This window comes from Enterobacter sp. BIDMC 29 (assembly GCF_019378755.1).
In the GTDB taxonomy this organism is placed as follows: Bacteria; Pseudomonadota; Gammaproteobacteria; order Enterobacterales; family Enterobacteriaceae; genus Enterobacter; species Enterobacter ludwigii.
Genome location: NZ_CP080000.1, coordinates 682,690 through 696,115, shown reverse-complemented (window position 1 = coordinate 696,115; position 13,426 = coordinate 682,690). Strand labels below are relative to the sequence as shown.

General features: G+C 56.5%; 10 protein-coding genes. 5 read left to right on the top strand and 5 right to left on the bottom strand.

The window, feature by feature from the left end; all coding sequences use genetic code 11:
• Window positions 1-9 precede the first annotated feature (9 nt).
• From rarA to lrp, 4 genes are all read right to left on the bottom strand, one after another.
• Window positions 10-1,353 (bottom strand): replication-associated recombination protein RarA, encoded by a 1,344-nt coding sequence (gene rarA, locus JTA15_RS03170; RefSeq protein WP_219372852.1) that lies wholly within the window; start codon window positions 1,351-1,353, stop codon window positions 10-12.
• 9 nt (window positions 1,354-1,362) lie between these two features.
• Window positions 1,363-1,977 (bottom strand): outer membrane lipoprotein chaperone LolA, encoded by a 615-nt coding sequence (gene lolA / locus JTA15_RS03165; RefSeq protein ID WP_014169368.1) that lies wholly within the window; start codon window positions 1,975-1,977, stop codon window positions 1,363-1,365.
• Window positions 1,978-2,104: 127 nt separating this feature from the next.
• A complete protein-coding gene (gene ftsK / locus JTA15_RS03160) occupies window positions 2,105-5,935 on the bottom strand; it encodes a DNA translocase FtsK (RefSeq protein ID WP_219372851.1) in 3,831 nt (1,276 codons plus the stop codon).
• A 135-nt stretch (window positions 5,936-6,070) separates the two neighbouring features.
• On the bottom strand, window positions 6,071-6,565 hold the full coding sequence (gene lrp, locus JTA15_RS03155; protein WP_000228469.1) for a leucine-responsive transcriptional regulator Lrp: 495 nt from the start codon (window positions 6,563-6,565) through the stop codon (window positions 6,071-6,073).
• A 543-nt stretch (window positions 6,566-7,108) separates the two neighbouring features.
• Between lrp and trxB the strand changes: the two genes are divergently transcribed.
• The 5 genes from trxB to infA all read left to right on the top strand — a co-directional run bounded on the left by trxB (window position 7,109) and on the right by infA (window position 12,933).
• Window positions 7,109-8,077 carry a thioredoxin-disulfide reductase gene (gene trxB, locus JTA15_RS03150; protein WP_025204565.1) on the top strand — a complete coding sequence of 323 codons (969 nt, stop codon included), beginning with the start codon at window positions 7,109-7,111 and terminating at the stop codon, window positions 8,075-8,077.
• A 114-nt stretch (window positions 8,078-8,191) separates the two neighbouring features.
• Window positions 8,192-9,958, top strand: a complete 1,767-nt coding sequence (gene cydD / locus JTA15_RS03145; RefSeq protein WP_020884832.1) for a cysteine/glutathione ABC transporter permease/ATP-binding protein CydD — start codon at window positions 8,192-8,194, stop codon at window positions 9,956-9,958.
• A complete protein-coding gene (cydC, locus tag JTA15_RS03140) occupies window positions 9,958-11,679 on the top strand; it encodes a cysteine/glutathione ABC transporter ATP-binding protein/permease CydC (protein ID WP_219372850.1) in 1,722 nt (573 codons plus the stop codon). Before cydD ends, cydC begins: the two co-directional genes overlap by 1 nt.
• 46 nt (window positions 11,680-11,725) lie before the next feature.
• The gene (gene aat / locus JTA15_RS03135) at window positions 11,726-12,430 is read left to right on the top strand and encodes a leucyl/phenylalanyl-tRNA--protein transferase (protein WP_113656789.1); all 705 of its coding nucleotides are present in this window, start codon (window positions 11,726-11,728) and stop codon (window positions 12,428-12,430) included.
• 284 nt (window positions 12,431-12,714) lie between these two features.
• Entirely contained in the window at window positions 12,715-12,933 is a 219-nt protein-coding gene (infA, locus tag JTA15_RS03130) for a translation initiation factor IF-1 (protein WP_002211347.1), read from the top strand.
• Window positions 12,934-13,003: 70 nt separating this feature from the next.
• On the opposite strand, the gene JTA15_RS03125 is transcribed toward infA, so the two are convergent.
• On the bottom strand, window positions 13,004-13,426 hold a 423-nt coding region (locus JTA15_RS03125), incomplete at its 5' end, for a hypothetical protein (RefSeq protein ID WP_219372849.1).

The window sequence follows — 13,426 nt, the reverse complement described above, 5'->3', positions numbered from 1 at the left end:
ACGATCGCACTAACGGTAGCGTTTTATAGGGCTATTTTGATCCTGTCCGGCGAGCCAGGCGAGCTTTTCGCCAATCTTGCCTTCAAGACCTCTGTTTGTGGGGTGATAATAGCGGGTTTGTGCCATCTCCTGCGGGAAATATTCCTCCCCGGCGGCGTAGGCATTGGGTTCGTCGTGGGCGTAGCGGTACTCCTGCCCATACCCCATCTCTTTCATCAGTTTGGTCGGCGCATTGCGCAGATGTACCGGCACGTCATAATCCGGACGTTCACGAGCGTCGGACATGGCCGCTTTAAAGGCGGTATAGACAGCGTTACTTTTCGGTGCGCAGGCCAGATAAACAATCGCCTGAGCGATAGCACGCTCGCCTTCAGCAGGCCCGACGCGGGTAAAGCAGTCCCAGGCCGAAATAGCCACCTGCATGGCGCGCGGGTCGGCATTCCCGACATCTTCAGAGGCAATCGCCAGGCAGCGACGGGCCACATACAGCGGATCGCCACCGGCGGTGATAATGCGGGCATACCAGTAAAGCGCCGCATCAGGCGCGCTGCCGCGCACGGACTTATGCAGTGCCGAAATCAGATCGTAAAACCGATCGCCTTTATTGTCGAAACGCGCGCTGCGCTCCCCGGCGATTTCGGTGAGCAACGCCGGTTTCAGTACCCGCTTGCCGGACGCATCCACTTCGGCCATATCGGCCATCATTTCCAGCGTATTGAGTGCCCGGCGGGCGTCGCCGTTAACCAGTTCAGCGATCGCCCGGCGCGTGTCGTCAGGCAGAACGATATCCTGCCCGCCGTAGCCGCGCGCGTTATCGTTCATCGCCTGCGAGAGAACCTGTTCAATATCCTCCACGGTCAGGGATTTGAGCAGGTAAACACGTGCGCGGGAAAGCAGCGCGGAATTGAGTTCAAACGACGGGTTTTCGGTGGTGGCACCGATGAAGAAAATGGTGCCGTCTTCAATGTGCGGCAGGAAAGCATCCTGCTGGCTTTTATTGAAACGGTGAACTTCGTCGACAAAGAGAATGGTACGTCGCCCGGCATTGCGGTTCTGCCGCGCACGTTCAATCGCCTCGCGGATCTCCTTCACGCCGGACGTGACCGCCGAGATGCGCTCGACATCCGCGTTAGCATAACGGGCGATAACTTCCGCGAGCGTGGTTTTGCCTGTACCGGGTGGGCCCCAGAGGATCATGGAGTGCAGATGCCCGGCCTCAATGGCACGCGGCAAGGGTTTCCCCGCAGCCAGCAGGTGTTGCTGGCCGATGTACTGCGCTAAATTTTCTGGCCGCATACGAGCGGCCAGAGGTTGAAACGCATTCTCAGAAAAATCGAGCGACAGATTGCTCACTCATGCCTCTTACTTGTTGCGCTGATCGTCCACCGTTACGCCCTGCGGCGGGGTAAAGGTGAATTTAGACGCGTCAACCGCGCCGTTTTGCTGGGTCTTGAGCTGGTAGCTACTACGCTGGTCGTCCTGCTCAACCGCACCAAACTGATTAATGGTTCCGTTGGTGCTCACGTTGATGGTGAACTGTTTCAGGTTGCCATTACTGCCTTTCGGCGTCAGAACAAACTCATCACCATTCTGTTTGATATTGTACTGCTGCCAGTCGCTGGACTGGTTACGCGCAATCAGCATGAAAGGCGTATTGCTGGTCGCGTCTTTCAGCCAGGTCGCGGTAGCCTGCTCGACAAACGGGTTGTAGAACCACAGGGTCTTACCGTCAGAAACCAGGATGCTCTCATCCGGCTGAGTCATATGCCAGTTAAACAGATTCGGGCGTTTTACCCACAAATCCCCCTGACCTTCCTGCACCGCATTGCCACTGCCGTCAGTCACTTTTTGCGTGAAGCTGGCGTGGAAACTGCTCACTTTATCCAGTCGGCTTTTAAGGTCGCTGGCCGCATCAGCCCAGACGCTGCTGGCGACAAAACTGGTGAGTAATGCACAGGCGATTGCGATTTTTTTCATTGTTATTCCTTAAAATACGTCATCCCGATATGGGGTTCTGCCCTCTATTGTGTACCTGCCCGAAGGCAGGCGACAGAAGAAAATGCTTAATTTTGGCTGATTTACCCTTCTTTGCAATCACTGAAGGTTAATCAAACGGCGGCGGCGCCAGCACCTCACGGTTACCGTTGTGCCCCTGCTCGCTCACAATGCCCTGCGCTTCCATCTGCTCGATGATGCGCGCTGCGCGGTTGTAGCCGATGCGGAACTGACGCTGCACACCCGAGATAGAGGCTTTACGTTTTTCGGTGACGAAGTTAACCGCCTGGTCGAATAACGGATCCAGCTCCTCGCCGCCGTCCAGGCCACCACCGCCGCCTTCGCTTTCGCTGTCGGAGGTAATGCCATCAACATATTGCGGACGACCGCGCGCTTTCCAGTCCTGTACCACGGCGTGAACTTCCTGGTCGCGAACAAATGCGCCGTGAACACGCACCGGAGAGGTGGAGTTCGGGCCAGAGTAAAGCATGTCCCCCATACCCAGCAGCGACTCCGCGCCACCCTGGTCGAGAATAGTACGCGAGTCAATTTTGCTCGATACGGTAAACGCGATACGGGTTGGAATGTTCGCTTTGATCAGACCCGTAATGACGTCCACAGACGGACGCTGCGTCGCCAGAACCAGGTGGATGCCGGCCGCACGCGCTTTCTGCGCCAGACGTGCAATCAGCTCTTCCACTTTTTTACCGACGGTCATCATCAGGTCAGCGAACTCATCCACCAGCACGACGATGTAAGGCAGTTTTTCCAGCACCGGATGTTGGGCATCCATGCTGTCGCCCGGTTTCCAGTAAGGGTCCGGAATCGGACGGCCCATCCGTGCCGCCTCGGCGATTTTCTCGTTATAACCGGCAAGGTTACGCACGCCCAGCGCAGACATCAGCTTGTAGCGACGCTCCATCTCATTAACGCTCCAGCGCAGAGCATTGGCCGCGTCTTTCATGTCGGTAACCACTTCTGTCAGCAGATGCGGGATACCTTCATAGACCGACAGTTCCAGCATTTTAGGGTCGATCATGATGAAACGAACATCTTCCGGCTGCGCTTTATAGAGCATGCTGAGGATCATGGCGTTCACACCGACGGATTTACCGGAGCCGGTGGTACCTGCCACCAGCAGGTGAGGCATTTTTGCCAGATCGGCCACCACCGGCTCGCCCGCAATATCTTTACCCAGAACCACGCTCAGCGGTGACGGGTTATCGCGGAACTTCGCGTTATCCAGGACTTCGCGCAGGTAAACGGTCTGACGTTTCTTATTCGGCAGTTCAAGACCAACATAAGGTTTACCCGGAATAACCTCTACAACACGCACCGCCACGGTCGACAGCGAACGCGCCAGGTCACGGGAAAGGTTAGAAATACGCGCGGCTTTTACGCCTGGTGCCAGATTAAGTTCGAAGCGAGTGATCACCGGCCCTGGGGAGTAGTTGACCACATCAGCCTTGATACGGAAGTCCGCCAGACGCGCTTCCACCAGACGAGCCATCTGCTCAAGAGCAAAGGTATCGACCGGCTCGACTTCAGCCGGCGGTGGAGTTAACAGATCCAGCGACGGCAGAGGCGTGCTTGGACGCTGCAGCGGACGGCTGTCGCCGTTACGCATCAGCAGCGGGTGAATGAGACTCTCCTGCGGCTGTGCCTGAGGCTGCTGGAACTGCGGCGGCTGTGGTGGCTGCTGCGGTTGCACGTAAGCCTGCGGCGCCGGTTGCTGCGGTTGTGCATACGCCTGCGGTGCCGGTTGTTGCGGCTGTRCATGCGCCTGCGGTGCCGGTTGTTGCGGCTGTGCATRCGCCTGCGGYGCCGGTTGTTGCGGCTGTGCATACGCCTGCGGTGCCGTTTGTTGCGGCTGTGCATACGCCTGCGGCGCTGGCGCAGTCTGCGGACGCGTAGGTTCAGCGTCCGGCATCACGCTCGGCGTGAACAGCGGCTCGCTCGGGCCATCATCAACCAGATCTTTCATTGGCGAGAATTCAAAATCCGACAGCGAGAACGGATTCGCTCCGGCAGGCTGCTCACCGGCATAACGCTGCTGCTGCGTGGCCGCGAACTGGCGCGCTAATTCCGCCTCAGCCGCGTCATCTTCGTCTTGTGGATGATGCACTTCATGCTGGTATTCTTCGCCATAGCGCTGATGCTGCTGCGCGGCGAACTGGCGCGCCAGTTCATCCTGATGCATTTCATCAACGTCATCTTCATACTCATTCTCGCGCGCTTTTTCCTCAGCCATACGCTGAGAAGGGAGCTTGATACCGTAGGAGGCCAGCTCACGCCGCGTTGGCACGCGAACACGGTTTGGGCGAGGTAACTGCGGGCCAATGCCCTCTTTCACCTGTGGACGTGGCGCACCGCCTGTGGCGAGGCTAAAGACCGGGGCTGCCGCAGCGGCTGCCGCTGTAGCCTGCTTCACGCTTTCAGCAACAGGTGCAACGGCAGGCGTTGGATCAACCGGAGGAACCGAAACAGAAGGTGCTTTGGTTACAGGCTCCTGCACCGGTTCAGGCACAGGCTGATACCAGGCCGCCAGCTGTTCACGCTCGCGGGCACGACGCTCTTCGACCTCTTCAAAATAGTACAATGGCGGACGAGACGGTTTCGCCTCTTCCACCACGTCAGGCTCTGGCTGAGGCGCTACGTATGGCTGTTCAGGTTCAACCGGCTCCGGCACGTACTCCTGATGAGGCTGTGCAGCAGGCTGCGCGTACTGCGGATATCCCTGAGGCTCATATGCCGGCTCCGGCTGATAAGGCTGCTGCCAGGCTTCCTGCTGGACAGGAATATAGCTCTCTGGCTCTGGCGCAATAACCGGCTCAGGCGTATGAACGCCAGGGGCGGTTTGCCACTCCACCTGAGGTTGCTGAATGGCGGATTCGGGTGGTGGAACCGGTGCTGAAGGCATCACCGCATCGGCTGGAGCGGCATACGCCTGTGAAGCCGTAGTGGCGGCGGCCGCTGCAGCGACCGGCTCGGTCACGGAGTGGCCATTTAACAGCGGGTCGTATTCATCAAACGCTCCCGGCGTGGCACGGTTGCCAGAGAAGAGCACATCGTTTGGATCGACAGCCGCACCGGCTGCACGATATTCAACCTGATCGTCTTCATCCATGCGTTTGCCGGAGAAGAGCGCCGCATCGGTTTTACGGCCTAGCGGGTTGGCAAATTTCTCGGCAACACGCTGACGACGCGCCAGCGCGCCGCGCATAATGCGGGCACGACGAGATTCGCGACGCTGTACGGGAGCATCGTCTTCCTCTTCGTACTCATCTTCATATTCATCTTCGTCAACCCACGTATCGTCGCGACGGGTACGGTTGCTGGCGAAGGTCAGAAGGGTAAGGATAAAGCTGCCAATCTTCTCGGCAATGCTCACCCACGACCAGCCGGTGAACAGCGTCAGTCCTGCCGCCCAGATGCAGAGCAACGCAAGCGTGCCACCGCTGCTGTGAAGCATGGGCTGTAGCGCAGAGCTCAACAGGCTGCCGATCACCCCGCCAGAGGCGAAATACCAGATATCATCGGCGTTGATAGCCGCCAGCCCACACGAGGTGAGGATCAGCGCCAGTGCGCCAATCAGGCGCAGCGACACCGCGAAATAGTCGATATAGTCATCGTTTTGACGATGGCGCCAGGCAAACCAGCATCCGCCAATGATAATGACGGGAAGGGTGTAGGCCATCACCCCGAAAATGAAGAAGAGCGTATCTGCAAGCCAGGCGCCGGGAACACCGCCTAAGTTATGGATAGGCTCATGCCAGGCGGTTTGTGACCAGCTGGGATCTGAGGGGTTGAAACTGAGTAGGGCTGCCATCAGCCAGACGGCAAAAAGGGCAATAACAATCAGCAAAGCCTCGAGGAGACGACGTCCGCTGCTTAGCTTCGATAATGTGACTTCTTTGTCTTCAGTGTATTCCTGGCTCAAGAAAGGCTCTCCAGGTATCAGGCATATCCTGCCTGTTTGCTAAAACGGACAACAGCGCCGGGTATCCCCGGCACTGTTGCTGTATGGATTAACAGGAGTGTAATCAAACTACACTGATTTTGCACCTGTTCCGTGTTAGCGCGTCTTAATAACCAGACGATTGCTCTGTTTGACTTCTTCCATCACCACATAGGTACGGGTGTCATTCACGCCCGGCAGACGCAGCAGGGTTTCACCCAGCAGCTTACGGTAGGCGGACATATCAGGCACACGGGTTTTCAACAGGTAGTCGAAATCACCGGATACCAGATGACACTCTTGAATTTCTTCAAGTTTTTGTACAGCGGCGTTAAATTGCTCAAACACATCCGGCGCACCACGATTCAGAGTAATCTCAACAAATACCAGAAGTGAGGCATCCAGATAATGCGGGTTCAACAGAGCCGTATAGCCCTGAATGAAACCCTGTCTTTCCAGTCGGCGCACACGCTCAAGGCACGGCGTCGGGGAAAGTCCCACACGTTTTGAAAGCTCGACGTTGGAAATACGCCCATCCTTTTGCAATTCATTAAGAATGTTACGATCGATACGGTCGAGATCTTTGCCAGGGCGCTTCTTGCTATCTACCATTATTATTGTCTCTCTGTATTCCTTCCCTACTCCTGCCTGGACCCTGTGCACATCACTGTTCAGAGCCTATACCCGTTAGTCATCACATCGCCTGGTTATGTATTAGACGCGATGCGGATTCGGGTTCTGTTGGTAAGAAGACCGTTGCCCGAAGGCAGTCACCGATATCACGTATGGCGTCTGTCCACGCCATGCGTAGATTTCACTGACCCGGTAAAAATGGCATTTACGTGCATGCCTATGCGGCATGCGGTTAACGCGGTTTTTTTCTTCCTTGAATGTTTTCGCAAAAGCGCAGGGGATTGTCAAAGCAAAACATCGATTTTTAGTACAACATGCCGGATATTCATTACGGCAGGGTATTAATCCTCATTTTATTGCCGTACAAACGAGCGAATTTCGGCGCAAAGCGTGATGTTATAGCGCTTAATTCATCGTCGCTGGCTATTGCACATATCGATATCAAAATTGCTGCGCTCTTTTTTTACGACAACAAATTCCCTACAATCCAGCCAAATGTCTGCCAACAACAATGGGGATCTCATGGGCACGGCCAAACACAGTAAGCTGCTAATTCTTGGTTCTGGACCTGCGGGATATACCGCGGCGGTCTATGCTGCACGCGCTAACCTGCAACCGGTTCTGATTACCGGCATGGAAAAAGGCGGTCAGCTGACCACCACCACGGAAGTGGAAAACTGGCCAGGCGACCCGAACGACCTGACCGGGCCGCTGCTGATGGAGCGTATGCACGAGCATGCGACGAAATTCGAAACCGAAATTCTGTTCGATCATATCAATAAGGTTGACCTGCAGAACCGTCCGTTCCGTCTGACGGGCGACAGCGGCGAGTACACCTGTGATGCGCTGATCATCGCGACCGGCGCTTCTGCCCGTTACCTCGGTCTGCCGTCTGAAGAAGCATTCAAAGGCCGTGGCGTTTCCGCCTGCGCAACCTGCGATGGTTTCTTCTATCGCAACCAGAAAGTGGCGGTTATCGGTGGCGGCAACACTGCCGTGGAAGAAGCCCTTTATCTGGCGAACATCGCCTCTGAAGTGCACCTGATCCACCGTCGTGACACCTTCCGCGCAGAGAAGATCCTGATCAAACGTCTGATGGATAAAGTGGCGAGTGGCAATATCGTGCTGCACACCAACCGTACCCTGGAAGAAGTCACGGGCGATCAGATGGGCGTTGCCGGTCTGCGTATTCGTGATACCCAGAACACCGATAACGTCGAAACGCTGGAAGTGGCGGGTCTGTTTGTGGCGATCGGTCACAGCCCGAACACCGCGATTTTCGAGGGGCAACTGGAGCTGGAAAACGGCTACATCAAAGTGCAGTCCGGTATTCACGGCAACGCGACCCAGACCAGCATTCCTGGCGTATTCGCTGCTGGCGATGTGATGGACCATATCTACCGTCAGGCGATCACCTCTGCTGGCACCGGCTGTATGGCCGCGCTGGACGCTGAACGCTACCTCGACGGGCTGGCGGAACAAGGTAAATAATCTTTACAAGTCAGTAACAAACGTAAATAAAGGCGGCGATAAGTCGCCTTTATTGTCTCTCCGTTGTAACATTGCGCTGCCCAACTTCTAATAACGTCACCTGCTAAGTACGCAATGGAAAAAACCCGTCAACAAGAGTTAACACGCTGGCTGAAACAGCAAAGCGTTCTTTCCCGCCGCTGGCTAACAATCTCCCGTTTTCTGGGGTTTGTCAGTGGTCTGTTGATTGTTGCCCAGGCATGGCTGCTGGCCCGCATTCTTAATCACATGATCATGGAGAACATTCCGCGCGAAGCGCTCCTGTTGCCCTTTATCGTCCTGATCCTGATTTTTGTTCTTCGTGCCTGGGTGGTCTGGCTGCGTGAGCGCGTGGGTTTTCACGCCGGACAGCATATCCGCTATGAGATCCGCCGTCAGGTGCTTGACCGCCTTCAGGAGGCCGGTCCGGCGTGGATCCAGGGTAAACCCGCGGGAAGCTGGGCGACGCTGATCCTTGAGCAGATTGACGATATGCATGACTACTATGCGCGCTATCTGCCACAGATGGCGCTAGCCGTCTTCGTTCCGTTGCTGATTGTCATCGCCATCTTCCCGGTCAACTGGATGGCGGCACTGATCCTGCTGGGCACAGCCCCGCTGATCCCGCTGTTTATGGCGCTGGTGGGCATGGGTGCCGCGGACGCTAACCGACGTAACTTTCTGGCTCTGGGTCGCTTAAGCGGCCATTTCCTTGACCGTCTGCGCGGCATGGAAACGTTGCGCATTTTTGGCCGCGGTGAAGCGGAAACTGAAAATATCCGCCTCGCATCGCAGGATTTCCGTCAGCGCACCATGGAAGTGTTACGTCTGGCGTTCCTCTCCTCCGGCGTACTCGAATTCTTTACCTCGCTGTCGATTGCGCTCGTGGCGGTCTACTTTGGCTTCTCGTATCTCGGCGCGCTGGATTTTGGCCACTACGGCACGGCGGTGACCCTTTCAGCCGGTTTCCTTGCGCTGATACTGGCCCCCGAATTTTTCCAGCCGCTTCGCGATCTGGGCACCTTCTATCATGCAAAAGCGCAGGCCGTGGGCGCGGCTGACAGCCTGAAGACGTTTATGGAAACGCCACTGGCGCATCCGGAACGCGGTGACGTGACGCTGAACGCCAAAGAGCCGGTTACCCTTGAAGCACGGGATTTCTCCATTCTGTCGCCTGAAGGCAACGTGCTGGCAGGCCCGCTTAACTTTACCCTTCCGGCTGGAAAACGTGTGGTGCTCGTAGGCATCAGCGGTTCAGGGAAAAGCTCTCTGCTCAATGCGCTATCGGGTTTTATGGCCTACACCGGATCGCTGCGGATCAACCAAACTGAACTGCGCGATCTCGATCCGCTTGCCTGGCGTAAACAGCTTAGCTGGGTGGGACAAAACCCTCAGCTTCCTGCCGCCACGCTGCGAGACAATGTGCTGCTGGCTCGCCCGGATGCGCGTGACGATGAACTGCAATCCGTGCTCGACCGCGCCTGGGTCAGCGAGTTTCTGCCGCAGCTTCCGCAGGGTGTCGATACCGTTGTCGGTGACCAGTCTGCCGGCCTGTCAGTCGGTCAGGCCCAGCGTGTGGCGGTTGCCCGTGCGCTGCTTAACCCATGCCAGCTCATGCTGCTCGACGAGCCAGCAGCGAGCCTTGACGCACACAGTGAGCAACGCGTCATGGATGCCCTGAATGCGGCCTCGCGACAGCAGACCACTCTGATGGTCACCCATCAGCTGGAAGGTATTGCTGACTGGGATCAGATCTGGGTCATGGAAAATGGTCATATTGTTGAGCAAGGCGATTACGCCTCTCTCGTTGCCGCGCAGGGCCCGTTTGCCACCCTGCTGGCAAACCGTCAGGAGGATATCTGATGCGTGCTCTGCTTCCCTATCTTGCGCTCTATAAACGCCATAAATGGATGCTGCTGCTGGGCATTGTGCTGGCGATTGTTACCCTGCTTGCCAGCATCGGTCTGCTTACGCTCTCCGGCTGGTTCTTGTCCGCTTCGGCCGTCGCGGGGTTCGCGGGTTTATACAGCTTTAACTATATGCTTCCGGCGGCAGGCGTTCGCGGCACCGCAATCACGCGTACTGCCGGACGTTATTTTGAGCGTCTTGTCAGCCACGATGCCACTTTCCGCGTGCTACAGCACCTGCGCATTTACACCTTCAGCAAACTGTTACCCCTCTCCCCTGCCGGGCTGGCCCGTTTTCGTCAGGGTGAGTTACTCAACCGTGTCGTAGCCGATGTCGACACGCTGGATCACCTTTACCTGCGCGTCATCTCGCCCATCGTGGGGGCGTTTGTGGTGATTGTGGTGGTCACGCTGGGGTTGTCGGTTCTGGACGTTCCCGTTGCGCTCACGCTGGGTGGCATCATGCTGCTGACGCTGATTATCCTGCCACCGCTGTTTTATCGTGCAGGTAAATCCACCGGCGAGAACCTGACGCGACTGCGCGGCGACTACCGACAACAGCTGACATCCTGGCTGCAGGGACAGGCGGAACTGACCATTTTTGGTGCCAGCACGCGTTATCGCAGTCAAATGGAAAGCACTGAGCTGAACTGGCATGAAGCCCAGCGCCGCCAGTCGGAGCTCACGGCATTCTCCCAGGCGTTGATGATGTTAATCGGCGGCGTGGCGGTCATCGCCATGCTGTGGATGGCTTCAGGTGGCGTAGGCGGGAATACCCAGCCCGGCCCTCTGATTGCCCTCTTCGTTTTCTGCGCCCTGGCCGCGTTTGAAGCGCTGGCCCCGGTGACGGGCGCCTTCCAGCATCTCGGACAGGTCATCGCTTCTGCCCTGCGCATCACCCAGATTGCCGAGCAGGAGCCGGAGGTTACATTCAGCGGCGCTCAGACCGCCGTGCCGGCGCAGGTTGCGCTGACCCTGGATAACGTCACCTTTGCCTATGAAAAACAGGCGCAGAACGCGCTGGAAGGGATCACGCTGTCTGTTAAAGCAGGCCAGCGGATTGCGCTCCTCGGTCGTACCGGTTGCGGTAAATCCACCCTTCTTCAGCTACTGACCCGCGCCTGGGATCCGCAGCACGGTCAGATTCGGTTTAACGATACGCCGCTGACCGACTTCAGCGAACAGACGCTGCGCAAGACCGTGAGCGTGGTTCCGCAGCGCGTGCACCTCTTCAGCGCGACGCTGCGTGATAACCTGCTGCTCGCGGCACCTCAGGCCTCCGACGATGATCTGCGCGCCATGCTGGAGCAGGTTGGGCTGCAAAAACTGCTTGAGAACGACGGGCTGAACGGCTGGCTCGGGGAAGGCGGTCGTCAGCTCTCCGGCGGCGAGTTGCGCCGTCTGGCGATTGCACGCGCGTTGCTGCACGATGCGCCGCTGATGCTGCTTGATGAACCCACCGAAGGGCTGGACGCAACAACCGAGAGCCAAATCCTTGATTTACTGGCCCATGTTATGACCGGAAAAACCGTGCTGATGGTCACCCACCGCCTGCGCGGGCTGGCGAGTTTTGATCAGATAATTGTGATGGACAACGGACATATTATTGAGCAAGGTAGTCACACAGAACTGTTGGCGAAACAGGGTCGCTACTACCAGTTTAAACAGCGTCTGTAGACTATATTTGTACCGATCCTAACTCGCGTATTGGAGTTCTGCTGTCATGCGCCTGGTCCAGCTTTCTCGTCATAACATCGCGTTCCCTTCGCCGGAGGGAGCGCTGCGTGAACCTAATGGGCTGCTGGCCCTTGGCGGCGACCTTAGTCCTGCGCGGCTTTTGATGGCTTACCAGCGCGGCATTTTCCCGTGGTTTTCACCCGGCGACCCGATTTTATGGTGGTCTCCCGATCCCCGTGCCGTGCTGTGGCCGGCGCAGTTTCACCTGAGCCGCAGCATGAAGCGTTTCCATGCGAAATCACCCTACCGCGTCACCCTGAATTATGCCTTCGGTCAGGTCATTGAAGGCTGTGCCGAAGACCGTCATGAAGGAACCTGGATCACCCGCGATATCATTACCGCCTATCACCAGCTGCATGAGCTGGGTTTCGCGCACTCCATTGAAGTCTGGCAAGAAGGTGAACTCGTCGGCGGGATGTATGGCGTTGCGCAGGGGACGCTGTTTTGCGGCGAATCGATGTTCTCCCGTGCCGTGAATGCCTCGAAAACCGCGCTGCTGATCTTCTGCCAGGAGTTTGCCCAGCGCGGTGGAAAACTGATGGATTGCCAGGTCCTCAATGAGCATACTGCCTCGCTCGGCGCGGTTGACATCCCCCGCCGTCACTACATAGAACATCTGGACGTTTGCCGTCAGGAGAAGCTGCCGCGAGACTTCTGGGTACCAAGAACGCTCTTTATGCCCAATGCCTAAATGTTTTCCGCATATTTTTTGTGAGGGTGTTATAATTATGCCGCAGAGTAGGTTCTGCCTGTTGCCTCGCCGCCGTTTGGGTCCTCCGCTTCAGATAACGTCCTGACGTTTATCCTGTTGTATCCCCTTTACGAATGCGCTTTCCGTTCGGTTGTACCGTGACGCTTGGGCAATGCGCCGAAACTATTTTGCTGCGTTTTAAACGCGCAATTCTTTACTTAATTGATGAATTTCGGCATTATCTTGCCGGTTCAAAACTTGGTAGTGATACCCCAGAGGATTAGATGGCCAAAGAAGACAATATTGAAATGCAGGGTACCGTACTTGATACGTTGCCTAACACCATGTTTCGCGTAGAGCTGGAAAACGGTCACGTGGTAACTGCGCACATCTCCGGTAAAATGCGCAAAAACTATATCCGCATTTTAACGGGCGACAAAGTGACTGTTGAACTGACCCCGTACGACCTGAGCAAAGGCCGCATTGTCTTCCGTAGTCGCTAATTGTTTTCGCCTGTAATGGCAGATGAATATATAAAGGTCGGGTTAACCCCGGCCTTTTTTATTTAACGGCTTAATGCCGGGCAGGAAGATGTATTGTCATGCGGGGCTGCGCCGGCGTGATTAAATCCCCGGCCATGGAATGCGCCATCTCATGCAGCAATCCCGTCAGGTACGGCAGCATATCCCGATCAAAATGGGACACCAGCAGCACGTGGTTTACTGCCCGGCAGTAGTCGCACTTTGTTTCGGTATCTTCCAGTAGCCACGCTTTTTGTCGCGGTGGTTCAGCGTCCTCCTCAAATTCCACTATCTGAAAATCACGCATTGATTCTGTGAGCCCGGTTTTGACTTCTTCCAGATACGCGCCTAAACAGCGGCACACGGGCTGCGTTTGCGGGAGTGATTTGCAATCGAGGAGGATTTCGGTGAGCAGTTTGCAGCGCTCGGCAAGGGTTGGGAGATCGGGGTTGAGGGAGAGTTCGGTGTAGAGCTG